Raw genomic sequence first — 24,746 nt, forward strand, 5'->3', positions numbered from 1 at the left:
GGGCAGGTGCATGAGCCGGATAGTGGGCGACTTGGAGGACACAGTGGCGGACCGCGACCCCGAAGCCATCAAGCGAGACATCGACGTCGCCCGGGACCAGCTGGCGGCCACCGTCGACTCCCTCGCCGAGCGGGCGAACCCGCGTCGCCTCGCCGACGACCTCAAGGCCCGGGTGATCGGGTTCGTGCAGAAGCCCGTGGTGCTGGCGTCGCTGGCCGGGGTCGGGGCGTTGGTCGTGGTCGTGGCGGTTCGCCGCGTCAGGAACCGCTGACGCGGTCGCTCTGGACGTACACCGGAATGTCGTCGGCCCAGGGCTGATTCACCACCATGTCGGCGACCTCGCAGTAGCCGCGTTCGAATTCCCCGGTCGCCGCGTCGACCAGCCGGTACTCCTGCCGCTGCCGGTGGATGGGCTGGGCGTCGAGGATCACGACCCGCACCTCGCCGGGCTCGAACCGGCACCGCTGCTGCAGCGCCTCGATGAGGCACTCGTTGTGCATGTGCCCGTCGCCGAAGTTCCAGCCGAGAACCATTGCGCACAGGACTTCCCCCTCGCACAGGTTGTAGTCGTCCTCGTCGTAGTCGGCCATCGCTCGGTGCGCCAGGGTGAGCAGCGCGCGCCCGTGGGTGTTCATGCCGCGGAAGGCGAGCGCGAGGTGAAGCGGTACCAGGGTTTCCTCTTTGCTGCCATACAACCGCTCGAGCTGCAGGTGCTGCATCGGGCCGAGCGCGCGCGAGCCGACGCGGAACTTCTCGTCGGCCGACGGGCGCACGCACCACAGGGTGGTGTCCCAGTTGCCGGCGTAGTAGCGCATGCCGGGCAGGAAGGAGACCTTGCGCGGGTAGAGGTTTCCCGCTGCGACGGTCCCGGCCATCACGGCGAACAGGAGGGCGATCGGCCACGGGTTGCCGATGTTCGACAGGCCCAGGGGCGCGTGCGTGACGAACAGCCACAGCACGCCGAAGATCATGAACACGTTCCATTCCAGCGGCACGCCCATCGGGAAGGCCAGCAGGATGTTCAGGTGGAACACGATCATCACGAACGCCGCGAGCGCCGTCGGCCAGCCGCCGTGGGAGAACAACAGCACCAGCGGCACCAGCCCTTCGACCGCGGTCGAGAAGTGGGCGATGAAACCCGCCAGTGCGCTGGGCCGCAAATCGTCGGGATAGCGCTTGAACATCGACCGCTTGAGCGGTCCCGACGGGATGAACGGGTTGTTGGCCAGCATCGTCGAGATCACGAACGGGAAGTGCTTGTTGAGCTTGGATGTCGCCGCGCCGAGCCAGATCACCATGAAGACGACCTTGGCCCCGACGACGATGTCCGTCCCGGCGAACAGGAACGTCAGCGTCAGCGGCGCGTACACCTCGCCGCGCGCGGCCAGGAAGATCACCTTGTCGCGCAAGCTGATTAGGGCCAGGACCGCCAGGACGGCGACGGTCTGCCACCGCGGCAGCACGCCGATCGCGGTGTCCAGGGCGGGAATCGGGCCGGTGCCGTCGGACAGCAGCGCGAACACCAGCAGCGCCAGCAGGACACCGTAGAGCAACGCGTCGACGGGAGTTCTGTTGCTGCCCTTGGTCAGTGGCACCCGGTCGGGCCAGGGCGGCAACCGGATGGTGCCGGGGCGCAGCCAGTACAGGATGGAACCCATCGGTGGGAAGTAGCGCCCGGCGAGCGGACCGAAACAGCATCCGAGGCCGACGACTTCGAACAGCATCGTGTACAGCACGGCCTTCTGGAACACGATCGGCTCCGCCCACCAGGCGCTGACCTGAGTGAAGCCACCGATGCCCCGCGTGGACCACGCGAACAGCCAGCCGCCGAGGATGTACAGCGCGATCTTCACGCCGTACATCACGTGCATCACCAGCGGGGTGCCAAAGCCGTGCTGGGCGATGTGGCGGGCCATCGGCACGATGCGTTCGGCGCGTGGTCGTGCGCTCCAGTTGGCCACGTCGACGACGGGCAGATTGGGCCGGATGAACCCCATTGCAGCTCCTTCGACGCGGCAAGACCAATCGGTGCCAGCAAGAAATTACCTGTACGAAGGGCTTTCGCGGGGGGATACGACGGCAACTGGTGGCTGGGCCCGCGCCGGCTACTCCCAACCCGGGGGATCGTTCTCGGCCATGTACGCCTCCCACGCCGCGCGCCGCATCGCCCGCGTGTGCAGGTCCTGGCAGATCGCCCGCGCTCCCGCGGCGTCGGTCGCCCGGCCGAGATCGTGGTGCACGAAGCCCTCGTCGACCCGTTCGGCGCGGAAGCCTCCCGTGGAGACCGCGTGGACGCGGTACTCGCTGCGGTCATCGATGTTGGCGTGGAAGTGGCCCTCGTGGGGTTCGACCCACTTCAGCTCTGTTTTCACAGGTCCCCTCTGGACAAACACCGTCGCAGCGATGGTAGGTCCCCCGCGAGGGCCATGAAAAGGGAGATCCGAGACACTGGCGCCAGTGTGGAAGCAAAAGCCACCGAACGATGAACTATCGGTGAGCTGTGCGCCGTCAGGGTTTCGAACCCCGGACCCGCTGATTAAGAGTCAGCTGCTCTACCAACTGAGCTAACGGCGCTTGTGGTCAGTCAGACCGCGTAGGCGACAATAACAGGCGTCTTGCCGCGGAGTGAAATCCCGACCGTTTCCCAGGATAGCGTGCCCGCGCAGCCGGTTGGGCCTTGCCGGGCTGGGCCGTCGTCAACCGTTCGCCGCGCGATCTGCATGGAAGACGAAAGGTACTGTCGCGCAGTTTCATTCACAACACCGTGCCGCAGAAGGGCGCGCGGTCGGTGGCGAAGGCGGCGTCCAGTTCGGCCAGCGCGCCCGCGCGTACTTCGGTGATGCGGCCGGCCCGGGCCAGCTGGGAAGCCCGGTGCGCCCCCATGTAGATGGTGGCCAGGTCGGCCAGGCCGATCTCGATGTCCGCGGTCCCGTCGTGGGGCGTGCACTTCCCGGCGCCACCGCGTGTTTGCAGCTGGAACCGTCCGCCCGCGAGCTGAAGCGGGTCGGTGACGTCGAGCACGATGTCGGTATCGGCGGTGTAGGTGCGGGCGCCCAGCACCTCGGGGACGTCGTTGATGCGCACCCACAGGAAGTCGCTCACGCCCTTGATCTCCGCGGCGCGTTGATCGGTGAGTTTGAGCGGAAGCGGATCGTCGCCCGGCACGTCGATCTCTACGCGATAGAACATCTCCAGGACCAACAGCGTCTGCAGCAGCTCGGTGTGAGCCTCCTCGGTGATAGGGCAGAAGTCCTCGACAACCACCGTGCCCAGGGGCGGGCGAAACGCATGCTGTTGCGATCCGACGATCCGATACGTCAGGAAGCCGTCGGGATGGATCGTGTAATGCAGCGCCGACCCGTTGCCCCGCTGGGTTTCCCGGTCGTCCAGGTAGTCGGCCCACCACGCGTCGTCCCGGGTGATCGCGCCATTGGTTGCGGCACACCACCGTTCGTAGAGTTCTGGCAAGTGTCGTCTCGCCTCGGCGGCATTGACCTCGCGTGCCCGGCTGCCGCTCGGTGCGGCCCGCAACTTCGCGAAGCGGCGGTCGATCGAATAGGTGTGGCTGTAGCTGGCCACCCCGGCGCCGAAGCCGTCGTACATCGCGGTCTGCGTCGGGACCCCACATACGATCGGATAGCCGCGGTCCAACAGAATCCCGAGTCCCTTCGCGCTGAGCTGCGCCCACAGCCCCTTGCCCTGATGCGTTGACGCGACGGCGATCATCGTCAGCCACGCGGCTCGCAGGTTGGCGCCACCCGGCACGGTGAGCTGCGCGCGGTAGATGATCGACGTTCCCACCAGAAACGGATGCTCGGGATCGGAGACGTCCTCGGCGATGAGGATGTCGTCGAGGTTGACTCGGCGTTTCCACGCTTCGAGATCTTCGGGACCCACCGGATCGCCGAACGTGCGGGCCTGATTTTCAAACACCGCCTGCCAGTCGTCTTCGCTTGGATGCCGAATGTTGGTGCCGTCGTCCGTCGTGTTCATTGCACATCCAATCCGCTTGTAGCCCAGGCAATCCGGCACTGCGCACACCGAATCCACGTGCTGAGTGTGCTTTTACGTTCGATACCCGAGTACCAGATGGTCAAACCTCGTGGGCCGCCGCCGGGTGACTGCTCGATGCGAACAGTCGGCGCTGGGGCGGGTCAAAAGGCGCGGTTTCGGGTAGGCGATACGCCATGCTGCAGGTAATCACCCGGCTAGCCATTGCCGCCCCGCGCCGTATCGTCGGGATCGCCTTCCTGGTGCTGGTGGGGGCCGCAGTCTTCGGGCTTCCGGTGGTCAACAGCCTTTCCGGCGGAGGCTTCCAGGACCCGACCTCGGAGTCCGCGCGGGCAACCGAGGTTCTGCGCGACAGGTTCAACCAAACCGATCAGCAGATGCTGATCGTGGTGACGGCCCCGGACGGCGTCCGCAGCGAATCGGCGCGCCGGGTCGCCACCGGCATCGTCGACCAGCTGAAACGATCGCCATGGGTGCTCAACGTGTCGTCGGCGTGGACCATGCCGCCCGATCGCCCCCAGGCCGCGTCCCAGCTGATCAGCAAGGACAACAAATCCGGGATGATCGTCGCCGGGCTGAAAGGCGGCGAGAACGACGCGCAGAAGTACGCCAGCACGCTCACCAGCGACCTGGTGCACGACCGCGACGGCGTAACCGTGCGCGCCGGCGGCATGGCCGTGGCATACGCGCAGATCAACGGGCAGAACCAGCGGGATCTGCTGTTGATGGAGTCCATCGCGATCCCGCTGAGCTTCGCGGTCCTCGTCTGGGTGCTCGGCGGTGTGGTGGCGGCGACGCTGCCGATCGTCCTTGGCCTCTTGGCCATCGTCGGCACCATGTCGGTGCTGCGGTTGATCAGCTTCGCCACCGACGTGTCGACCTACGCCCTGGACCTGAGCATCGCCATGGGCCTGGCCCTGGCCATCGACTACAACCTGCTGATCATCACCCGCTACCGCGAGGAGCTGGCCCGGACCGAGGACCGCGACCGGGCGCTGTATCGCACCATGGCCACCGCCGGCCGGACCGTGCTGTTCTCGGCCACGACCGTCGGGCTGTCGATGGCGGTGATGGCGCTGTTCCCGATGTACTTCCTGAAATCGTCCGCCTACACCATCGTGGTCACCGCGATCATCGTGGCGATCGCCGCGGTGGTGGTCACCCCGGCGGCGATCGTGCTGCTGGGGCCCCGACTGCACGTGCTGGACGCCCGACGGGTGCTGCACCGCATCCTGCACGGACAGCGGTCGTTTCGCGACCACGCACACCAGCCACTCGAGGAGCAGTTCTGGTACCGATCGACCCGGTACGTGCTGCGCCACGCCATGCCGATCGGCCTGAGCGTCGTGGCCCTGCTGCTGTTGCTGGGCGCGCCGTTCTTGGGGGTGAAGTGGGGCTTCCCGGACGAGCGCGTGCTGCCCGAATCCGCGTCGGCGCGCCAGGTCGCCGACATGCTGGACAACGACTTCGCGAACGGGTTCGGCACCGAGGTGTCCGTCGTCGTGCCCGACGCCCGCGGCGTGACCCCCGCCGAGCTGCAGCGGTACGCCGCAGACCTGTCGCGCGTGCCCGACGTGTCGTCCGTCAGCGCACCGGCCGGGACGTTCGCCGAGGGCAATCGGGTGGGGCCGCCCGTCGCCCCCACCGGTGTCGCCAACGGCAGCGCGTTCTTGACCGTCTCCACCACCGCGCCGCTCTATTCGCAGGCCTCGAACACCCAGCTGGACCGGTTGCATCAGGTCGCCGGGCCGGGCGGGCGCGCGGTTCAGATGACCGGGCTCGCGCAGATCAACCGCGACAGCGTCGACGCGATCACCCAGCGTCTGCCGATCGTGTTCGCCCTGATCGCCCTCATCACGTTCGCGCTGCTGTTCCTGCTGACCGGCAGCGCGGTGCTGCCGGTGCAGGCGCTGGTGTGCAACGTGTTGTCGTTGACGGCGGCGTTCGGGGCGATGGTGTGGATCTTCCAGGACGGCCACCTGGGCGCCCTGGGCACCACCCCCAACGGGACGCTGAACGCCAACATCCCCGTGCTGCTGTTCTGCATCGCCTTCGGGCTGGCCATGGATTACGAGGTCTTTCTGGTCTCGCGCATCCACGAGTACTGGCTGGCCTCGCAGGCCATGCGCGAGACGCCGCCCACCGCGGCCGAGGCGCGCGCCGCCACCGACGAGAGTGCGGCCCTGGGCATTGCCGGCATCGGCCGCGTCGTCACGACCGCCGCGGTGGTGATGTCGATTTCGTTCGCCGCGCTGATCCCGGCGCACGTGTCGTTCATGCGCATGCTGGGTCTGGGCCTCACGCTCGGCGTGCTGGTCGACGCCACCCTGGTGCGCATGGTCCTGGTTCCGGCGTTCATCCACCTGCTGGGCCGCTGGACGTGGTGGGCGCCGCGGCCGTTGGTCTGGCTGCGCGAACGGTCCGCCATCGGGGAGGACGGCGAGATCGCGGTCGGACGCGGCCGCTGGGCCCGCGACGCGCCCGACGCGGGCCGCGCACTGATCAGACGGTGGCCCACCAAGGCCACGACGGGGCGCGGGTGACCCGACATGTGTTGTGAGGCAACGCCTTCGACCGGTACCGCGGCGCCGATCCGGGATGGGTCGGAGTAATCCCCATGGGCCGAACCGATATCGCCGCCCTGCTCGCGCTGAGTTCCGCGTTGTGCGTCGCGGTCGGCGACGTCCTGCAGCAACGTGCGGCGCACTGCATCACCGACAGGGCGGTCGGTTCGGTCGAGCTGTTCGCCAATCTGCTGCGCAGCCAACGATGGTGGTGGGGCACTGTGCTGTTGGCCGCCAGCATCGGGTTGCAGGCAGCGGCCCTGGCCGGCGGATCGGTTTTGCTGGTGCAGGCGCTGCTGATGTTTTCGGTGCTCTTCGCGCTGCCCATCAACGCCAGGTTGTCGCATCGCGCGGTGACCGCCGGCGAGTGGATGTGGGCCGCCTTGTTGACGGCCGGGGTCAGCGTGGTCGTCATCGTCGGCAATCCGCGGGCAGGGCATTCGGGCGCCGCGCTGGGAACCTGGGCCGCGGTGGCCGTCGTCCTGGGCCCGCTATTGGTCGGCTGTGTGCTGGCCGGACGGAGCCGCGGCGGGGCCGTGGCCGCGGTGCTGTTCGCGTTCGTGTCGGGGTCGCTGTGGGGCATCTTCGCGGTGCTTACCAAGGAGGTCGTCGCCCGGCTCGGGGACGGCCTCGGCGCGGTGATTCGGACTCCCGAGCTGTACGCCTGCATCCTGGTCGCGCTCGGCGGTGTGGCGTGGAGCCAGTCGGCGTTTCGGGCCGGGCCACTCACGGCGTCCATGCCCACTTTGCAGATGTCACAGCCGGTGGTGGCAGCGGTGCTGGGCGTGGTCGTCCTCGGCGAGACGCTGAACACGGGTCGCGCCGGGATGATCGCCCTGGTGGCGGCCGCGTCGGTGATGACGGCGGCCATCATCAAACTCGCCCGCGTCGAGGCCGTCGCGACCCGCGACCGGGCCGAAGCGCAGCTGCAGGAAGCCCGCGCAGATGTGGTGCCGCGAGGTCGCTGACCTCGCCCTGGTGACGAATTCATTGCGGCGCAGACACCGAACGGCCGCCCGCGCCGGTGTGGGCATGTCGAGTCGGCGAAACCCTTTAGAATGCCTGCAGCGAGGTCAGCGGTGACCAACTTCGAGAATTGAATGGAAGGTCACTGGATGACGCCTTTGCGTGGACGCAGATCGTGGCTGGCGGCCGCGATCGCCGCGGTTGCCGTGTTTGCCGTCGCCTGCGGTGGCAACCACGCGGCCGCGCCGGCGAAGGTGATCTTCGACAAGGGCACGCCCTTTGCCGACCTGCTGGTCCCCAAGCTCACGGCTTCGGTGACCGACGGCGCCGTCGGCGTGACGGTGGATGCGCCCGTGACGGTCAGCGTCGCCGACGGCGTGCTCGCGTCGGTCACCATGGTCAACGAAAACGGCAGGTCGATCAGCGGGAAGCTGAGCCCCGACGGGCTGCGCTGGTCCACCACCGAGCAGCTCGGCTACAACAGGCGCTACACGCTGAACGTCAAGGCGACCGGGCTGGGTGGCGCGGCCAGCAAGCAGATGACCTTCGCGACCAGCTCACCGGCCCACCTGACCATGCCGTACGTCAGTCCCGTCGACGGCGAGGTGGTGGGCATCGGCCAACCGGTGGCGATCCGCTTCGACGAGAACATCGCGGACCGGGCGGCGGCCCAGAAAGCTATCACCATCACCACGAACCCACCGGTGGAGGGTGCGTTCTACTGGCTCAACAATCGCGAAGTACGTTGGCGCCCAGAGCATTTCTGGAAGTCGGGAACGGCCATCGACGTGGCCGTCAACACCTACGGCGTGGATCTGGGCGACGGGATGTTCGGTGAGGACAACGTCAAGACGCACTTCACCATTGGCGACGAGGTGATTTCGACCGCCGACGACACCACGAAGACCGTGACCGTGCGGGTCAACGGTGAGGTCGTCAAGACCATGCCGACGTCGATGGGCAAGGACAGCACGCCAACGGCCAACGGCATCTACATCGTTGGCGCGCGGTTCAAACACATGATCATGGATTCGTCGACCTATGGGGTTCCGGTCAACTCGCCCAACGGATATCGCACCGAAGTCGACTGGGCCACCCAGATGTCCTACAGCGGAGTCTTTGTGCACTCCGCGCCGTGGTCGGTCGGCGCCCAGGGCCACACCAACACCAGCCACGGGTGCCTGAACGTCAGCCCCAGCAACGCCGAATGGTTCTACGACCACAGCAAGAGCGGTGACATCGTCGAGGTTGTGCACACGGTGGGCCCGACCTTGCCGGGCACCGAGGGGCTCGGCGACTGGAACGTCCCGTGGCCGGAGTGGAAAGCGGGCAACGCCAACACCTGACCGGCGCGGTCAGTCGATCTTGTGCCAGCTTCCGCAGCTTCTGGTCATGAACGCGGTATCTGTCGGCAGGATCCGAACTACCTGGGGGCCGTCGCCGACGTTGTTGTCGATGATGTCGTTGGTGTCGAAACTGCGCAGCCTCGCCCAATAACAGCCGTATTTGCCGCCATCGGTCCGATAGGTGCCCGCCGCGATGTCCTTGTTGACGATGTAGGTGCCGTTGGCCTCGATGGACGTCTTCGGGCCCGGTGGGGGCGGCGGGGCGACTGTCTTCGTCACCGTCTTGGTCTCAGCCGGCGGGGTCGATGTGACCGTCGTTGACGTGTGGCTCGAACCACCGCAGCCCGCGAGGAACAGCGCGACGGCCGCGATGGCCGCTCCCATCATGGGCGAGGCAAGACGTTGTCGATTCACTGCATTCCACTCACCGGTGCAACAGCGGTGCGCGGAGTCGCTAACACCGTAAAAGGTCAGGGAGCGGCGCTCCCTGACCAATGGGGTGAGTGACGGGACTCGAACCCGCGACATTCAGGATCACAACCTGACGCTCTACCAACTGAACTACACCCACCATGGCTGTGTGCCGACCCGCAGGCCTGCACGAGCAGCGACTGTAGATACTAGCGGCTCGTCGGCGCGCTGGCCGAATCGCTTGGTCCCGGTGCGTCTCGTCCACCGTCAAGGGAGGTGACCACCGCCTCGATTTCGCTGGTAGACGGGCCCGGTGGGGAGACGAACGCGGTGCGCCGATAGAACTGCAATTCGCGGATCGACTCATGGATGTCGGCCAGTGCGCGGTGGGCGAGCCCCTTGGTGGGCTGACCGAAGTAGATCCGCGGATACCAGCGGCGGCAGAGTTCTTTGATCGAGCTCACATCGATCATGCGGTAGTGCAGGTACGTGTCCAGCGCGGGCATGTCGCGCACGATGAACGCGCGGTCGGTGGCGATCGAGTTTCCGGCCAGCGGCGCCGTCTTGGGTTGCTTGACGTGTTGGCCGATGTAGTCCAGCACCATCGCCTCGGCGGTCGCCAGGTCGACGGCGGACGCCCGCACCTCGTCGATCAGCCCGGAGCGCGAATGCATTTCGGTCACCACGTCACCCATCGCCGAGAGGGCGGCGTCGTCGGCGTGGATCACCACGTCCACACCGTCGCCGAGGATGTTCAGATCGGCGTCGGTGACCAGGGCCGCGATCTCGATCAGCTTGTCCGAACCGAGATCGAGTCCGGTCATCTCGCAGTCGATCCACACCAATTCGTCACGCACAGCGCTCAGACTAGTGGCGATCGCAAGTGCGGCGGAGCCGGGCGCGGCGGGTCGCCACCATCAACACCCGTGGCGATCGCAAGCGCGGCGGAGCCGGGCGCGGCGGGTCGCCGTTGGGCCTCGCCCCCGGGTCCGCCCGAGAAGTAGGGTGAGCGTTGTCGAACTGCATGCCGAATCACTGGGGAAGAGGGGGCGCAGCACGATGAGCACCGATTCAGCCGCAACGCCGGCGAGCCGGATCGCGGACGGCTACGCCGTCGATGGCCAGGCACTGGAATTGGGCACCGTCGTGGTCGACGGCGCCGCCGATCCGACGGCGCAGATCCGCATTCCGCTGGCGACCGTGAACAGGCACGGGCTGGTGGCCGGCGCCACCGGAACCGGCAAGACCAAGACGCTGCAGCTGATCGCCGAACAGCTCAGCGCCGCGGGTGTACCCGTGCTGATGGCCGATGTGAAGGGCGACCTGTCCGGGTTGTCCGCACCGGGGAAGGGCGACGACAAAACCGCCGCACGTGCCCGCGACACGGGAGACGACTGGACTCCGACGGGCTTCCCGGTTGAGTTCCTGTCGCTGGGCACCGATGGGCTCGGCGTTCCGGTTCGGGCCACCGTCGACAGCTTCGGCCCGGTTCTGCTGTCAAAGGTGTTGGGGCTCAACGCCACTCAAGAGTCCACCCTGGGCCTGATCTTCCACTGGGCCAAGGAAAAGAATTACCAGCTGGTCACCCTGGCCAACCTGCGTGATGCCATCACTCACCTGACCAGCGACGAGGGCAAGGCCGACCTGAAATCCCTTGGCGGGGTGTCGTCCACGACGGCCGGCGTCATCCTGCGCGCGCTGGTGAACCTCGAGGGCGAGGGCGGCGACACGTTCTTCGGCGAGCCGAAGCTTGACCCGAACGATCTGCTGCGCGTCGAGGGCGGCCGCGGCATCATCTCGCTGCTGGAGTTCGGCGGACAGTCGTTGCGCCCGGTCATCTTCTCCACCTTCCTGATGTGGTTGCTGGCCGACCTGTTCACCGTCCTGGACGAGGTCGGCGACATCGACAAGCCCAAGCTGGTCTTCTTCTTCGACGAGGCGCACCTGTTGTTCGCCGACGCGTCCAAGGCCTTCCTCGAGCAGGTCGAGCAGACCGTCAAGTTGATCCGCTCGAAGGGCGTCGGGGTGTTTTTCTGCACCCAGTTGCCCACCGACCTGCCCAACGACGTGCTGTCCCAGTTGGGCGCGCGGATTCAGCACGCGCTGCGGGCGTTCACGCCCGACGACCAGAAGGCACTGTCCAAGACCGTGCGCACCTACCCGAAAACCGATGTCTACGACCTGGAGTCGGCGTTGACGTCGCTCGGGATCGGCGAGGCCGTCGTGACCGTGCTCTCCGAGAAGGGCTCGCCCACCCCGGTCGCGTGGACCCGCATGCGGGTGCCCCGCTCGCTGATGGCGTCGATCGGCAACGAGGCCATCGGGGCCGCGGCCAAAGACAGTCCGCTGCAGGCAAAGTACGGACACACGGCTGAGCCCCCGGCGCGACCCCAGCCGGCCCCCCAGGATCCGCAGGCGCCCCAAGCCCAGTCCGACTACCCGCCCGTCCCCGCGAACGAACCCGTCCCGCCGATGCCGGAGCCGGCGGAACCCAAGGGGGAAAAGGGGCCGTCGATGTGGGAGGAAGTGCTGCAGAACCCGACGGTGAAAAGCGGCATCAACACGGCGATACGCGAAGCGGTGAGAAGCATTTTCGGTGGCACCGGCGGTCGCCGCCGCCGAAAGTAGTGGGGTGCCTCCGTCGCCGTCGATCGCGGGCGTAACGCCACGGCGAAGAATCGCGCGGCAGATTCATACGGTCAATGCAATTTCCACGTTTGAGGAGGTTGCAGGTGTCAGTTGCTTATCCGCGTTCGATGCGGCGAGAGTTCTTTGATCGGGTGTGTGCAGGGGAATCATTGCGTGAAGCCGGCCGTCAGGTCGGTGTGTCGATCCAGACCGGATGGAGCTGGTGGCATGACGCTGGATCAATGCAATTACGAAGTGGTACGGGCTCTGATACCGGCCTTGCCGAACCAGGTGATCTGACCCGGCCGGGCGCGCGGGGACACCGGCTCAGTTTCGATGAACGCCTGGTGATTATGCGGGGTCTGGACAAGGGCCTCACCCAGGTCGAGATCGCCGACGAGCTCGACCGCGACGCCAGCGTCATCTCCCGTGAGCTCAAACGCAATCGCAATCCCGACGGGGATTACCACGCTGGTCTTGCCCATGCCCGCGCCGCCAAGAAAGCCAAGCGTCCCAAAGCATTCAAACTCCAAGACCGCGCGCTATGCGAGGCCATAGAGGACTGGATGGATCAGGGATGGAGTCCCAAACTGATCGCCGATGTCTTGGCGCGCGATCACCCCGATGACAGGCTGGCACGGGTGAGCCACGAAACCATCTACCAGTGCCTCTACGTCCAAACTCGTGGTCAACTGCGCGCCGACCTGAGTAAGCGTTTGTCGACGAAACGCGCGGCCCGCAAATCCCGGGACCACACCGAACGGCGGGGGAAATTCCACGATGTGTTCACCATCAGCGACCGGCCCGCCGAGGCCGCCGACCGCGCGGTGCCCGGCCACTGGGAAGGTGATCTGATCGTCGGCCCCAACAGCGCCATCGGCACCCTGGTCGAGCGGTCCACCCGCTTTACGATGCTGCTGCATTTGCCCGGCGATCACACCGCCGAGACGGTGGCCGGCGCGATGATCGAAGCGATGCGCCAGTTACCCGAACACCTTCGTCGATCAATCACCTGGGACCGTGGCAGCGAAATGGCCCGCTGGCGCGACATTCACCTGCAACTCAACACCCCGGTCTATTTCTGCAATCCGCACTCGCCCTGGCAACGCGGCACCAACGAAAACACCAACCGCCTCCTGCGCTTCTGGTTCGAAAAGGGCAGCGACCTCAGCGGTTACACCCCAGCAGACCTCAAACGCATCCAAGACACCCTCAACCGACGACCGCGCCCAACCCTTGACCTCGACACCCCCGCCCAACGCCTGGCCGCCCTCCTCGACCAAGCCGCCTAACAAAAATGCATTAGCCACTTGACTTTGAGCGCGCAAAACCGCCGCTGCGTTACGACCGTGAGCGGAGGGGCCGGCCCGAACCGTGAGCGGAGGGCCAGCACGACCGTGAGAGGAGGGCTGCCCAACCCGCCCCGCGCCTAGCCGCCGCCGAGCTTTTTGTAGAACGCGCCCACGATGGGCGCCACGATGGCGCGCGGGGCGTACCCGCTCGCCACCGACATGGCCTTGGACGTCAGTCCGGGAACGACGCGCATTTTGTTGCGGCCCAACGCATCCAGCGACACCCGGGCCGTGTGCTCCGTAGAGATCCACAGGAAGTCCGGCACCAGCCGCTCCACGATCGACGCTTCGGTGTCGGCGGGCAGGTCGGTGCGCACCGGGCCGGGCGCCAGCAGCGTCACGTTGACGCCGGACCCGCGCAACTCGCCGCGCAGCGATTCGGTGAAGGTATTCACGAACGCCTTGGTGGCCGCGTAGGTGGCGTTGTAGGGGATCGGCGAATTGCCCGCGGCCGAACCGGAAATCAGGATGCCGCCAGCCCTGCGCTCGACCATGCCGGGCAGCACCGCCAACGTAAGGTCATGCACCCCTAAGACATTCAGCTGCAATTGGGCCTTCTCGCCGGCCGGATCGAGCGTCGCCACCGGACCGAACGTCGCGGTGCCCGCATTGGCGCACAGGATCGAGATGGGGCGGGCGGCCAGCTCGTCGCACAGTTTCGCGCGGTCGCCCGGGTCGGCCAGGTCGGCGGGTCGCACGTCGACGGTGACGTGATACTGGTCGCTCAGGCGGGCGGCGAGATCCTTCAGCAGATCCTCGCGTCGCGCGGTGACGATCAGATTGTGTCCGCGGGCGGCGAGTTCGGTGGCCAGCGCTTCACCGATGTTCTGCGAAGCTCCGGTGACAACGGCGCGCGCCTCGGGGCTTGGAGCGGGTACCGGCATGCGCCAATCGTAGACAGCCGGCGAAACGCGATCCGCAGCCGATCGGTGGCGCCGCTAGAGTGCCGGGCATGAGTCAGCCGGAGTTGCGTTCCGCCGCCCCCGTGCGATCTCGCGTTGTGGCGTGGGCGCTGTGGGACTGCGGCTCGACCGGCCTGAACGCGATCGTGGCCACGTTCGTCTTCGCCGTGTATCTGACCAGCAGCGTCGGGGTGGGCATCGGGGGCAGCACCACCCCGGCGAGCTGGCTGGGCCGGGCCGCGGCCATCGCCGGGCTGACCGTCGCGATATTGGCGCCCGCGGTCGGTGTGTGGGTGGAGTCACCGCATCGCAGGCGGGTGGCCCTGAGCGTGCTGACGGCCGCGGCGGTGACGCTGACCGCCTCGATGTTCTTCATCCGCGACCGGCCCGGCTACCTGTGGGCGGGCCTGGTGCTGCTGGGGGCGACGGCGGCCTGCGGCGACTTGGCCAGCGTCCCGTACAACGCCATGCTGCGCCAGCTTTCGACACCGCAGACCGCCGGCCGGATATCCGGATTCGGCTGGGCGGCGGGCTACGGCGGCAGCGTCCTGCTGTTGCTGGTGATCTACACCGGATTCATCTCCGGATCGGGCTCGGGACCGGGCGCGACGCGTGGACTGCTGCGAATTCCCTTGCAGGACGGGCTTTATGTCCGCGAGGCGATGCTGGTGGCGGCGGCCTGGCTGGCGGTGTTCGCGCTGCCGTTGCTGTTCGTGGCGCAACGGCTGAGCGGGCCGGCCGAGCTGTATCAGCCCACGAGCATGCTGGGCGGTTACCGCAAGCTGTGGACCGAGGTTTCCGCGGAATGGCGCCGCGACCGCAACCTGGTGTACTTCCTGGTCGCCAGCGCGCTGTTCCGGGATGGGCTGGCGGCGATCTTTGCCTTCGGCGCGGTGCTCGGCGTGAACGTGTACGGCATCTCCCAGGCGGACGTGCTGATCTTCGGGGTGGCGGCGTGCGTCGTCGCCGCGGTGGGCGCCGTGCTGGGCGGGTTCGTCGACCACCGGGTCGGATCGAAGCCCGTCATCGTGGCCTCGCTGGCCGCGATCATCACCCTGGGACTGACCCTGATGGCGTCGTCCGGCCCGGCGGCCTTCTGGGTGTGCGGGCTGCTGCTGTGCATGTTCATCGGGCCGACGCAGTCGTCGTCGCGCGCCCTGCTGCTGCAGATGGCCAAACACGGCCGGGAAGGCGTCGCGTTCGGCCTCTACACCATGACCGGGCGGGCGGTAGCGTTCCTGGCGCCATGGCTGTTCTCGGTGTTCGTCGACGTGTTCGGCGCCGTGCGCGCCGGCCTGGGCGGGATTTCGCTGGTCTTGATCGCCGGGTTGGTGGCGATGCTGGTGGTCCGCGTCCCGCAGCGCGGGGTCCCGGTCACCGAAGCCGTGGCCGAGCCGTCGTAGGGCGCCTCAGCCCGATGGGCCGACCCGCTGCGCCCGGCGCATGCGCCGCGCTTGCGATCGGCACTAGCCCCGCGCGTCGCAGATCGTCAGCCCCCCGCCGACGCGCTTGCTCACCTGAACCCCGTTAACGGTGACGGTGCAGGTGACGCTGTGCCCGATGTTGACGATCGTGACGTTGGCCGGGTGCGCCGCCGACTTCGCCAGGCTGACCTGCTTGCTCCACGGCAGCTCGACGTTGAATTCGGTCTGGATGAGGTCGCCGGTGTCGATGTACATGATGCTGATCGCGCGGCCTTCGCCCGTGACGGTGTAGACGACGTCTTGCATTGCCGCCGGACCCGTCGTCGAGGTGGGCAGCTCGGGGCCGCTCGTCGGGGGTATCGGCGCCGGGATGAGGGTCGGCGACTTACGCGCCGACGGGGTCGGGCTCTCCGGCGTCGTTTCTGGCATCGCCGGCAACGGCGGAACGGCGGTCTGGGTCTTGATCGCGTCGTTGGCGAGCGCCAGCGCAATCACCAAGGCGACGACCAGCAGCACCGCCGCGCCGGCGGCGATCCACAGCCAGCGCGGCGATTTCGGCCCCTCGGGAGGTGGGGGAGCCATGCCCCGCGAGTGCGGGTCGTCCGACGGCGGCAGCTCTTGCTGCCAATACGCCGGTAACCGCTTTGTCGTGTTCGTCTCGTTGGCGGTGGCCGCCCAGGGCGGCATCGTCCCGCCATAGGTGGGCGCGTACGGCGTCTGATCGGCGTACGCGGGGTCGGCGGGCGGCGCGTACCCGCGCTGTTGCGGCCCCGGTAGCGATGGACTAAACCGCTCGGTGGGACGTGAATCGTTCATGTCCACCTCATGGCTTGCAGGGTACCTGTGCGGGGCGCTGAAGCGCTTACTCACCTTGTGGCGGGGAGCTCAGGGGCACTGGTTTCCGGCCTCGAGCGCGGCGATCGTCATCGCCCGCATGACGGCGCGCGATCGTGCGGCGCCCGCGCCCTTGCTGCGCGACGTATCGGGGGATTTCATGCTGTGCGGCGTCGAATTCAGCAGGCCGAACACGGCGTGCGCGGTCAGCCGGGCGTCGGCCTCGGCCAGCTCGGGGCTCAGTTCGCGCAGGACCCCCACCCAGACCTCGACGTATTGACGCTGCGCCTTGCGCACCTGCTTCTCGGCCGCCCCGGGCAGGTACGCCAGGTCGCGATCCTGGATGCGGATCAGGTCGGGTTCGGTCAGGGCGAAGTCGAGGTGGAAGTCGATCAGGCCGTCCAGCGCGGCGGAAGCATCGGAGTTTCGGGCCCGCACCTGCCGGGCGCCGGCGAGCAGCCGGGTGCTGATGCCCACCAGCAATTCGACCAGAAGCGATTCCTTATTGGGGAAATGCCGGTAGATGGCGGGACCGCTGACGCCGGCCGCGGCGCCGATGTCCTCCAGTCGGACCGCGAGAAATCCACGCTCGGCGAACAGCCGCTCGGCGGCGGACAGCAGTTGTAGGCGGCGGTCGGATTTCAACTGGCTCCGACGATTTGGGGCCTCAGCGCCAGCGGCCTGGCCTTCGGAGGCAGACGTTGTCATGACGGACCTCCGTGTGGTGAATCGTCACCAACGTAGCACGAGTTATTCGCAATTAACTCGCGTTATTCGCCGGGCACGGTGCCCCCTGGACCGGCAACGCCGGCAATGGTATTCTCAGGCACCGAGTTAATGACCATTAACTCAAAAGCTGGCCCGCCCGACGGCAAGGAGGCTGCTGCGGCGATGGACAAGGTGATGACCTCGCCCGCGAAGGCTCCCGAGGCGTCGTTCGCCGATGAGCACCGCCGGCTAGTCGGCGAGCTGAACACCAGGCTGGCCGCGGCCGCGCTCGGCGGAAACGAGCGCGCACGGGAACGTCACGTCAGCCGCGGGAAGCTGTTGCCGCGCGAACGGGTGGACCGCCTACTCGACCCCGGCAGCCCGTTCTTGGAGCTCTCACCGCTGGCCGCCGACGGCATGTACGACGACGAATCTCCCGGCGCCGGCATCATCACCGGGATCGGCCGGGTGTCGGAGCGCGAGTGCGTGATCGTCGCCAACGACGCGACGGTCAAGGGCGGCACCTACTACCCGATGACGGTCAAGAAGCACCTGCGCGCGCAGGAGGTGGCGCTGCAGAACCGGCTGCCGTGCATCTACCTGGTGGACTCCGGCGGGGCCTTCCTGCCGCGCCAGGACGAGGTCTTTCCGGACCGCGAGCACTTCGGCCGCATCTTTTTCAACCAGGCGACCATGAGCGCCAAGGGAATTCCGCAAGTCGCCGCGGTGCTGGGTTCGTGCACCGCGGGCGGCGCCTACGTGCCGGCGATGAGCGATGAGGCCGTCATCGTGCGCGAGCAGGGCACGATCTTTTTGGGCGGCCCGCCGCTGGTCAAGGCGGCGACCGGCGAGATCGTGTCGGCTGAGGAGCTCGGCGGCGGCGACCTGCACTCCCGGGTGTCCGGTGTCACCGACCACCTCGCCGACGACGACGAACATGCGTTGCGGATCGTCCGCTCGATCGCGGCCACCTTCGGCCCGCGCGAGCCCAGCCCGTGGCAGGTGCGATCCCCGGTCCCGCCGCCGTGCGCGCAGACGGAGCTCTACGACGTGGTGCCGCCGGACCCGCGGGTGCCCTACGACGTGCATGAGGTCATCGTGCGCCTGGTCGACGGCGGCGAATTCAGCGAATTCAAGGCCAACTACGGCAAGACCCTGGTGACCGCGTTCGCCCACATCCACGGCCACCCGGTGGGGATCGTGGCCAACAACGGGGTGCTCTTCAGCGAATCCGCTTTGAAGGGAGCGCATTTCATCGAATTGTGCGACAAGCGCAAGATCCCGCTGCTGTTCCTGCAGAACATCGCCGGGTTCATGGTCGGCCGGGACTATGAGGCCGGCGGCATCGCCAAGCATGGCGCCAAGATGGTCACCGCCGTCGCCTGCGCCCGGGTGCCCAAACTGACCGTGGTGATCGGCGGATCCTATGGGGCCGGCAACTATTCGATGTGCGGACGGGCGTACTCGCCGCGGTTCTTGTGGATGTGGCCCAACGCCCGGATCTCGGTGATGGGCGGCGAGCAGGCCGCCTCGGTGCTGGCCACCGTGCGCGGTGAGCAGCTCAGCGCGGCGGGCAAACCGTGGTCGGCCGACGAGGAAGAGGCGTTCAAGGCGCCCATCCGCGGGCAGTACGAGGACCAGGGCAACCCATACTATTCGACGGCCCGGCTGTGGGATGACGGGATCATCGACCCGGCCGACACGAGAACATTTGTCGGGCTTGCCCTTTCGGTGTGCGCCCAAGCACCGTTGGAACCCGTCTCCTACGGCGTCTTCCGGATGTGAGTGCAGTGTTCGAGACAGTATTAGTGGCCAACCGCGGCGAGATCGCCGTGCGGGTGATCCGGACGCTGCGCCGCCTGGGCATCCGTTCGGTGGCCGTCTACAGCGATCCCGACGCCGGCGCGCGGCACGTCCTCGAGGCCGACGAGGCCGTCCGATTGGGACCGGCCGCGGCGCGCGAGAGCTACCTGAGCATCGACAAGGTCGTCGACGCGGCCGTGCGCACCGGCTCTCAGGCGATCCACCCGGGGTACGGATTCCTCTCCGAGAACGCCGATTTCGCCGCGGCCTGCGAGCGGTCCGGTGTCGTGTTTCTCGGGCCTCCCGCGCAGGCGATTCAGGTGATGGGCGACAAGATCACCGCGAAGAACGCGGTTGCCGCCTTCGACGTTCCGGTGGTTCCCGGCGTGGCCAAACCGGGGCTGAGCGACGACGCGCTGGTCGCGGCCGCCGACGAGGTCGGATACCCCGTCTTGATCAAGCCCTCGGCGGGCGGCGGCGGCAAGGGCATGCGCCTGGTCGAGGAGCCGGCGAAGCTGCGCGAGGCGCTGGTCAGCGCCCGGCGCGAGGCCGCCTCCGCGTTCGGCGACGACACGCTGTTTCTGGAACGGTTTGTGTTGCGCCCCAGGCACATCGAGGTGCAGGTGCTCGCCGACACGCACGGCAACGTCGTGCACCTCGGCGAGCGGGAGTGCAGCCTGCAGCGACGCCATCAGAAGGTCATCGAGGAGGCACCCTCGCCGCTGCTCGACGAGGCCACCCGGGCGCGCATCGGGGCGGCCGCCTGCAACACCGCGCGCAGCGTCGACTACGTCGGCGCGGGCACGGTCGAGTTCATCGTCTCCGCCGAGCGTCCCGACGAGTTCTTCTTCATGGAGATGAACACCCGCCTGCAGGTGGAGCATCCGGTCACCGAGGCCGTCACCGGGCTGGACCTGGTGGAGTGGCAACTGCGCGTCGCCGCCGGCGAGAAGCTGACGTTCGCCCAGGACGACATCGAACTGCACGGGCACGCGATCGAGGCGCGGGTGTACGCCGAGGATCCGGCGCGCGGATTCCTGCCCACCGGAGGCCGGGTGCTGCGGGTCTTCGAACCCTCCGGCGACGGCGTGCGGGTCGACTCGTCGCTGCTGCCCGGCACGCTGGTCGGCAGCGACTACGACCCGATGCTGAGCAAGGTGATCGCCCACGGGGCCGACCGGGACGAGGCGCTGGCGACACTCGACCGGGCGCTGAGCCAAACCGCGATCCTGGGCGTGCAAACCAACATCGAATTTCTGCGGTTCCTGCTCGCCGACGAGCGGGTACGCGCCGGCGACCTGGACACCGCCCTGCTGGACGAGCGGTTGGCGGACTTCGCGCCGCTGCCGGCCCCCGACGACGTGCTCGCGGCGGCCGGCCTCTATCGGCAATCGGCCCTGGCGTCCCGGGCGCGCCACTTCGCCGGCAATCCCTGGGCGGCGCCCACGGGATGGCGCGTGGGCGGCAGCGCGGCGCCGGTTCGCACCGACATGCGCACCCCGCTGCGCAGCGAGACCGTGTCCGTGTGGGGGCTTCCCGAGTCCGCCACGGTGCAGGTCGGCGACGGGGAAACCTATTCGGCCGCTGTGCAAGTCGAGCCGGCACGGATGAGCGCGGTGATCGACGGCCTGCGCCGCGACTACCGGTGGGCCGAAGCCGACCGGCACCTGTGGATCGCCGACGAGCGGGGCACCTGGCACCTGCGCGAGGCCGAGGAGAACAAGATCCATCGCGCCGTGGGCGCGCAGCGGGCCGAGATCCTCAGTCCGATGCCGGGCAGCGTGATCGCCGTCCAAACCCCCTCCGGCACCGAGGTTTCCGAAGGCGACGTGGTGGTCGTCATCGAGGCGATGAAGATGGAACACTCGCTGGCCGCACCCGTTTCCGGGCAGGTGGAGGTGCTGGTCTCCGTGGGTGATCAGGTGACCGTGGATCAGGTGCTGGCCCGGCTGATCCCGGAAGAAGAAAGCAAGGACGAGACATGACCACATCCATAACCGCGGGGACCCTCCCCAAGGAATACGAGGACCTTCGCGACACGGTCGCCGAGTTCGCGCGCACCGTGGTGGCCCCGGTGTCGGCCAAACACGATGAGGAGCACAGCTTTCCGTACGAGGTCGTCGCGAAGATGGGGGAGATGGGCCTGTTTGGCCTGCCGTTCCCCGAGGAGTACGGCGGCATGGGCGGCGACTACTTCGCGCTGTCGCTGGCGCTCGAGGAACTCGGCAAGGTCGACCAGTCGGTGGCGATCACGCTCGAGGCCGGTGTGGGTTTGGGCTCGATGCCCATCTACCGGTTCGGTACCGAGGAGCAGAAGACCAGGTGGTTGCCGGACCTGACTGCCGGCCGGGCGCTGGCCGGCTTCGGGCTCACCGAGCCCGGCGCGGGCTCCGACGCGGGTGCGACGCGCACCACCGCGCGGCTCGAGGGCGGTGAGTGGGTGATCAACGGCAGCAAGCAGTTCATCACCAACTCGGGCACTGACATCACCTCGCTGGTCACCGTCACCGCCGTCACCGGCAGCGTCGGGGGAGACAAGAAAGAGATCTCGACGATCATCGTGCCCAGCGGCACACCGGGTTTCACCGTCGAACCGGTCTACAGCAAGGTGGGCTGGAACGCGTCGGACACTCATCCGCTGAGCTTCGCCGACGCCCGGGTCCCGGAGGAGAACCTGCTGGGCGAGCGTGGCCGGGGGTATGCGAATTTCCTGTCGATCCTGGACGAGGGCCGCATCGCGATCGCCGCGCTGGCGACGGGGGCGGCGCAGGGCTGCGTCGACGAGAGCGTCAAGTATTCCAAGGAACGCCAGTCGTTCGGCCAGCCGATCGGCTCGTACCAGGCGATCAGCTTCAAGATCGCGCGAATGGAAGCGCGTGCCCATGTCGCCCGCACGGCGTATTACGATGCCGCTGCAAAGATGTTGGCGGGCAAGCCCTTCAAGAAGGAGGCGGCCATCGCGAAGATGATCGCGTCGGAAGCGGCGATGGACAACGCCCGCGACGCCACGCAGATCCACGGAGGGTATGGCTTCATGAACGAGTATCCGGTGGCGCGTCACTACCGCGACAGCAAGATCCTCGAAATCGGTGAGGGCACCACCGAGGTGCAACTGATGCTCATCGCGCGATCGCTCGGACTGTCATGACGGACGGCAAGTCGATTGTCCAGCGCGGCTTGTGGTTTGAAGAGTTCGAGATCGGCACCACCTACCTGCACCGCCCCGGCCGTACGGTCACCGAAGCCGACAACGTCTTGTTCACCACGCTGACCATGAACACCCAGTCGCTGCACCTCGACGCCGCCTGGGCGGCCGAGCAGCCGGGCTTTCGGGGCGAGCGCCTGGTGAACTCCATGTTCACCCTCTCCACCGTGGTCGGACTGTCGGTGTCGCAACTGACGCTCGGCACCATCGTGGCCAATCTCGGCTTCTCCGAGGTGTCCTTCCCCAAACCCGTCTTCCACGGCGACACCCTGTACGCCGAAACCGTGTGCACGGCCAAGCGGGAATCGAAGAGCCGGCCCGGCGAGGGCATCGTCACCCTCGAGCACACCGGACGCAACCAGCACGGCGACGTCGTCGCGCGCGCCGCGCGCACCACGCTGGTCCAGAAGCGCCCGTCCAACCAGGAGGCCAAGTGAACCTGCACGCCGCCGGCCCCGGATGGCTGTTCTGCCCGGCCGACCGGCCCGAACGTTTCGCGAAGGCCGCCGCCGCGGCCGACGTGGTGATCCTCGACCTCGAGGACGGGGTGGCCGAGGCGGACAAGCCCGCCGCCCGCAAGGCGTTGCAGGAGACGCCGCTGGACCCCGAGCGCACCGTCGTGCGCATCAACGCCGCCGACACCGACGAATACCCCCGCGACCTCGAGGCCCTGTCCGCGACCGCCTACACCACGGTGATGCTGTCCAAGACGGAATCGGCGGCGCAGGTGGAAGCGTTGGCGCCCCGCGACGTCATCGCGCTGCTGGAGACGCCGCGCGGCGCGGTCTTCGCCACCGAAATCGCGGCGGTCCGGGGCACGGTTGCGCTGATGTGGGGCGCCGAGGACCTGGTCGCCACGCTCGGTGGTAGCTCCAGCCGCCGGGCCGACGGCACGTACCGGGACGTCGCCCACCATGTGCGGTCGACGGCGCTGCTCAACGCGTCCGCCTTCGGCCGGGTGGCGCTCGACGCGGTCCACCTCGACATCCGCGACCTCGACGGCTTGCGGGCCGAGGCCGAGGACGCCGTCGCGCTGGGGTTCGGCGGGACCGTGTGTATCCACCCGAGCCAGATCCCGGTGGTGCGCGAGGCGTATCGCCCCAGCGAGGACCGGCTGGACTGGGCGCGACGGGTGCTGGCGGCCGCGCGCAACGAGCGCGGGGTCTTCGCCTTCGAAGGACAGATGGTCGACTCACCGGTGCTCAAGCACGCGCAGATGACGTTGCGCAGGGCGGGTGAGACCGTCCCGGGCTGACCGTTTCATGGCTTTCCAGCGACACGTCGTTTGGGGAGCGCGACACGCTCCGCAGTCTTCGCAATCAACGCGGTGTCTTCTCATTTGAGGGCATAATGGGAAATACGCCAGTGTCGCGGCGAGCGAAGCCTTTCGTGTAGCTGGCGATCGACTTCCGCTCGCGGTAGGTCTCGGCTGACCGTTTGCTGTGACCCGCTGTGGCTCGCGGGGCCACGCGGCACCCAGCGAGGGAGGCGGTGTGGCGCAGATGTCTTCGATGGCCATGGCGGTCGACCTCGAACCGGTCCAACTCGTGGCCGCCGATGGCTCGCCGACATCCGAACGCCGTTACGGCCGCGACCTTCCCGCGGAGACGCTGAGCTGGCTCTACGAGCTGATGGTGATCACCCGGGAACTCGACGCCGAATTCGTGAACCTCAAGCGCCAAGGCGAACTGGCGCTCTTTGCGTCGTGCCGCGGTCAGGAGGCCGCCCAGATCGGCGCGGCGGCGTGCCTGCGCAAAACCGACTGGTTGTTCCCCCAATACCGCGAGCTGGGCGCCTTTTTGGTGCGCGGCATCCCGCCGGGGCACGTCGGGGCCGTGTGGCGCGGTACCTGGCACGGCGGCCTGGAATTCACCAAAAAGTGCTGCGCCCCGCTCTCGATCCCGATAGGCACCCAGACCCTGCACGCCGTCGGCGCCGCGATGGCAGCGCAACGGCTGGGCGAAGATTCGGTGACGCTGGCCTTTCTCGGTGACGGCGCCACCAGCACGGGAGACGTGCACGAGGCGCTGAACTTCGCGGCCGTGTTCACCACGCCCTGTGTGTTCTTCGTGCAGAACAACCAGTGGGCGATCTCGACGCCGATCCACAAACAGACCGCCGCACCGTCGCTGGCGCACAAGGCGATTGGCTACGGCATGCCCGGAGTCCGGGTAGACGGCAATGACGTCTTGGCCTGCTACGCCGTGACGGCCGAGGCCGCCGCCCGTGCCCGCGCCGGCGGCGGCCCGACATTGATCGAGGCGATCACCTACCGGATGGGCCCGCACACCACCTCCGATGACCCGAGTCGATACCGGACGCAGGACGAGGTCGATCACTGGGCGGCGCTGGACCCGATCGCGCGGTACCGCTCCTACCTGCGGGCCCAGGGCCTGTGGTCGGAACGCTTGGAGGAACGGGTCATTGGCCGCGCACAGCGGATGCGCACCGAATTGCGCGACGGGGTGGTCGATGCGCCCGATTTCGACATCGACGAGGTGTTCACCTCGGTGTACGCCGAAATCACGCCGGGACTGCAGGCGCAGCGACAGCAGCTGCGGGCCGAACTCGACCGAAGCGATTGAGAGGCGT

The 24,746-nt window shown here is 67.7% G+C and carries 21 protein-coding genes and 2 tRNA genes; 13 read left to right on the forward strand and 10 right to left on the reverse strand.

Features of this window, described 5'->3' with window-relative positions:
- The first annotated feature begins 43 nt into the window (after positions 1–43).
- Positions 44–271 (forward strand): DUF3618 domain-containing protein, encoded by a 228-nt coding sequence (locus W7U_RS03870; protein WP_008255080.1) that lies wholly within the window; start codon positions 44–46, stop codon positions 269–271.
- On the opposite strand, the gene W7U_RS03875 is transcribed toward W7U_RS03870, so the two are convergent.
- The 4 genes from W7U_RS03875 to W7U_RS03890 form a co-directional block, all read right to left on the reverse strand.
- Positions 258–1,997, reverse strand: a complete 1,740-nt coding sequence (locus W7U_RS03875) for a DUF3556 domain-containing protein (protein ID WP_008255082.1) — start codon at positions 1,995–1,997, stop codon at positions 258–260. The two genes, W7U_RS03870 and W7U_RS03875, sit on opposite strands and share 14 nt — an antisense overlap.
- A 108-nt stretch (positions 1,998–2,105) precedes the next feature.
- Positions 2,106–2,372 carry a hypothetical protein gene (locus tag W7U_RS03880; RefSeq protein WP_008255084.1) on the reverse strand — a complete coding sequence of 89 codons (267 nt, stop codon included), beginning with the start codon at positions 2,370–2,372 and terminating at the stop codon, positions 2,106–2,108.
- A 129-nt stretch (positions 2,373–2,501) separates the two neighbouring features.
- A tRNA-Lys gene (locus tag W7U_RS03885) sits at positions 2,502–2,574 on the reverse strand.
- A gap of 180 nt (positions 2,575–2,754) precedes the next feature.
- Positions 2,755–3,993, reverse strand: a complete 1,239-nt coding sequence (locus W7U_RS03890; protein WP_008255085.1) for a GNAT family N-acetyltransferase — start codon at positions 3,991–3,993, stop codon at positions 2,755–2,757.
- Positions 3,994–4,187: 194 nt separating this feature from the next.
- On the opposite strand from W7U_RS03890, the gene W7U_RS03895 reads away from it, so the two are divergent.
- From W7U_RS03895 to W7U_RS03905, 3 genes are all read left to right on the forward strand, one after another.
- Complete coding sequence (locus tag W7U_RS03895) at positions 4,188–6,554, forward strand: MMPL family transporter (RefSeq protein ID WP_008255087.1); 2,367 nt, start codon at positions 4,188–4,190, stop codon at positions 6,552–6,554.
- A 74-nt stretch (positions 6,555–6,628) separates the two neighbouring features.
- The gene (locus W7U_RS03900) at positions 6,629–7,543 is read left to right on the forward strand and encodes a DMT family transporter (RefSeq protein WP_008255089.1); all 915 of its coding nucleotides are present in this window, start codon (positions 6,629–6,631) and stop codon (positions 7,541–7,543) included.
- A gap of 132 nt (positions 7,544–7,675) precedes the next feature.
- Positions 7,676–8,887, forward strand: coding sequence for an Ig-like domain-containing protein (locus tag W7U_RS03905; protein WP_014711121.1), 1,212 nt, complete (start codon positions 7,676–7,678; stop codon positions 8,885–8,887).
- 9 nt (positions 8,888–8,896) lie between these two features.
- Here the strand turns inward: W7U_RS03905 and W7U_RS03910 are convergent, their stop codons facing one another.
- From W7U_RS03910 to orn, 3 genes are all read right to left on the reverse strand, one after another.
- A complete protein-coding gene (locus W7U_RS03910; protein WP_008255094.1) occupies positions 8,897–9,274 on the reverse strand; it encodes a hypothetical protein in 378 nt (125 codons plus the stop codon).
- 108 nt (positions 9,275–9,382) lie between these two features.
- Positions 9,383–9,458 (reverse strand) — tRNA-His (locus W7U_RS03915).
- A 49-nt stretch (positions 9,459–9,507) separates the two neighbouring features.
- On the reverse strand, positions 9,508–10,155 hold the full coding sequence (gene orn, locus W7U_RS03920; protein ID WP_008255097.1) for an oligoribonuclease: 648 nt from the start codon (positions 10,153–10,155) through the stop codon (positions 9,508–9,510).
- Positions 10,156–10,357: 202 nt separating this feature from the next.
- Here orn and W7U_RS03925 point away from each other — a divergent pair, with 202 nt between their 5' ends.
- Together W7U_RS03925 and W7U_RS03930 are read left to right on the forward strand one after the other, a co-directional pair.
- Entirely contained in the window at positions 10,358–11,926 is a 1,569-nt protein-coding gene (locus W7U_RS03925) for a helicase HerA-like domain-containing protein (protein ID WP_008255099.1), read from the forward strand.
- Positions 11,927–12,000: 74 nt separating this feature from the next.
- Positions 12,001–13,218: an IS30 family transposase gene (locus W7U_RS03930; RefSeq protein WP_020821705.1), complete on the forward strand. Its 1,218-nt coding sequence runs from the start codon at positions 12,001–12,003 to the stop codon at positions 13,216–13,218.
- Between the two features lie 137 nt (positions 13,219–13,355).
- Here the strand turns inward: W7U_RS03930 and cmrA are convergent, their stop codons facing one another.
- Positions 13,356–14,162: a mycolate reductase gene (cmrA, locus tag W7U_RS03935; RefSeq protein ID WP_008255108.1), complete on the reverse strand. Its 807-nt coding sequence runs from the start codon at positions 14,160–14,162 to the stop codon at positions 13,356–13,358.
- Between the two features lie 68 nt (positions 14,163–14,230).
- On the opposite strand from cmrA, the gene W7U_RS03940 reads away from it, so the two are divergent.
- The gene (locus W7U_RS03940; protein WP_036428674.1) at positions 14,231–15,583 is read left to right on the forward strand and encodes an MFS transporter; all 1,353 of its coding nucleotides are present in this window, start codon (positions 14,231–14,233) and stop codon (positions 15,581–15,583) included.
- A gap of 63 nt (positions 15,584–15,646) precedes the next feature.
- On the opposite strand, the gene W7U_RS03945 is transcribed toward W7U_RS03940, so the two are convergent.
- Positions 15,647–16,426: an MmpS family transport accessory protein gene (locus W7U_RS03945; RefSeq protein ID WP_020822085.1), complete on the reverse strand. Its 780-nt coding sequence runs from the start codon at positions 16,424–16,426 to the stop codon at positions 15,647–15,649.
- Between the two features lie 63 nt (positions 16,427–16,489).
- Positions 16,490–17,146 carry a TetR/AcrR family transcriptional regulator gene (locus tag W7U_RS03950; RefSeq protein ID WP_008255115.1) on the reverse strand — a complete coding sequence of 219 codons (657 nt, stop codon included), beginning with the start codon at positions 17,144–17,146 and terminating at the stop codon, positions 16,490–16,492.
- 195 nt (positions 17,147–17,341) lie between these two features.
- Between W7U_RS03950 and W7U_RS03955 the strand changes: the two genes are divergently transcribed.
- From W7U_RS03955 to pdhA, 6 genes are all read left to right on the forward strand, one after another.
- A complete protein-coding gene (locus W7U_RS03955; protein ID WP_008255118.1) occupies positions 17,342–18,931 on the forward strand; it encodes a carboxyl transferase domain-containing protein in 1,590 nt (529 codons plus the stop codon).
- 5 nt (positions 18,932–18,936) lie between these two features.
- Positions 18,937–20,934 carry an acetyl/propionyl/methylcrotonyl-CoA carboxylase subunit alpha gene (locus W7U_RS03960; protein ID WP_008255119.1) on the forward strand — a complete coding sequence of 666 codons (1,998 nt, stop codon included), beginning with the start codon at positions 18,937–18,939 and terminating at the stop codon, positions 20,932–20,934.
- Positions 20,931–22,097, forward strand: a complete 1,167-nt coding sequence (locus W7U_RS03965; protein WP_008255120.1) for an acyl-CoA dehydrogenase family protein — start codon at positions 20,931–20,933, stop codon at positions 22,095–22,097. Before W7U_RS03960 ends, W7U_RS03965 begins: the two co-directional genes overlap by 4 nt.
- Positions 22,094–22,591: a MaoC family dehydratase gene (locus W7U_RS03970; protein WP_008255121.1), complete on the forward strand. Its 498-nt coding sequence runs from the start codon at positions 22,094–22,096 to the stop codon at positions 22,589–22,591. The genes W7U_RS03965 and W7U_RS03970 overlap by 4 nt, the downstream gene beginning before the upstream one ends.
- Positions 22,588–23,409: a CoA ester lyase gene (locus W7U_RS03975; RefSeq protein WP_008255122.1), complete on the forward strand. Its 822-nt coding sequence runs from the start codon at positions 22,588–22,590 to the stop codon at positions 23,407–23,409. The genes W7U_RS03970 and W7U_RS03975 overlap by 4 nt, the downstream gene beginning before the upstream one ends.
- A gap of 247 nt (positions 23,410–23,656) precedes the next feature.
- Positions 23,657–24,739 carry a pyruvate dehydrogenase (acetyl-transferring) E1 component subunit alpha gene (pdhA, locus tag W7U_RS03980; RefSeq protein WP_014711122.1) on the forward strand — a complete coding sequence of 361 codons (1,083 nt, stop codon included), beginning with the start codon at positions 23,657–23,659 and terminating at the stop codon, positions 24,737–24,739.
- Positions 24,740–24,746: the final 7 nt, after the last annotated feature.

It is taken from the genome of Mycobacterium sp. H4Y, from assembly GCF_000364405.1.
Lineage (GTDB): Bacteria > Actinomycetota > Actinomycetes > Mycobacteriales > Mycobacteriaceae > Mycobacterium > Mycobacterium intracellulare.

Excerpts from the sequence above, each read along its gene's own strand:
- W7U_RS03875 (WP_008255082.1), bottom strand. The coding sequence starts at position 1,997 with ATGGGGTTCATCCGGCCCAATCTGCCCGTCGTCGACGTGGCCAACTGG.
- W7U_RS03890 (WP_008255085.1), bottom strand. The coding sequence starts at position 3,993 with ATGAACACGACGGACGACGGCACCAACATTCGGCATCCAAGCGAAGAC.
- W7U_RS03895 (WP_008255087.1), top strand. The coding sequence starts at position 4,188 with ATGCTGCAGGTAATCACCCGGCTAGCCATTGCCGCCCCGCGCCGTATC.
- W7U_RS03900 (WP_008255089.1), top strand. The coding sequence starts at position 6,629 with ATGGGCCGAACCGATATCGCCGCCCTGCTCGCGCTGAGTTCCGCGTTG.
- W7U_RS03905 (WP_014711121.1), top strand. The coding sequence starts at position 7,676 with ATGGAAGGTCACTGGATGACGCCTTTGCGTGGACGCAGATCGTGGCTG.
- W7U_RS03910 (WP_008255094.1), bottom strand. The coding sequence starts at position 9,274 with ATGATGGGAGCGGCCATCGCGGCCGTCGCGCTGTTCCTCGCGGGCTGC.
- W7U_RS03925 (WP_008255099.1), top strand. The coding sequence starts at position 10,358 with ATGAGCACCGATTCAGCCGCAACGCCGGCGAGCCGGATCGCGGACGGC.
- W7U_RS03930 (WP_020821705.1), top strand. The coding sequence starts at position 12,001 with ATGCAATTTCCACGTTTGAGGAGGTTGCAGGTGTCAGTTGCTTATCCG.
- cmrA (WP_008255108.1), bottom strand. The coding sequence starts at position 14,162 with ATGCCGGTACCCGCTCCAAGCCCCGAGGCGCGCGCCGTTGTCACCGGA.
- W7U_RS03940 (WP_036428674.1), top strand. The coding sequence starts at position 14,231 with ATGAGTCAGCCGGAGTTGCGTTCCGCCGCCCCCGTGCGATCTCGCGTT.
- W7U_RS03950 (WP_008255115.1), bottom strand. The coding sequence starts at position 17,146 with ATGACAACGTCTGCCTCCGAAGGCCAGGCCGCTGGCGCTGAGGCCCCA.
- W7U_RS03955 (WP_008255118.1), top strand. The coding sequence starts at position 17,342 with ATGACCTCGCCCGCGAAGGCTCCCGAGGCGTCGTTCGCCGATGAGCAC.
- W7U_RS03965 (WP_008255120.1), top strand. The coding sequence starts at position 20,931 with ATGACCACATCCATAACCGCGGGGACCCTCCCCAAGGAATACGAGGAC.
- W7U_RS03970 (WP_008255121.1), top strand. The coding sequence starts at position 22,094 with ATGACGGACGGCAAGTCGATTGTCCAGCGCGGCTTGTGGTTTGAAGAG.
- pdhA (WP_014711122.1), top strand. The coding sequence starts at position 23,657 with ATGTCTTCGATGGCCATGGCGGTCGACCTCGAACCGGTCCAACTCGTG.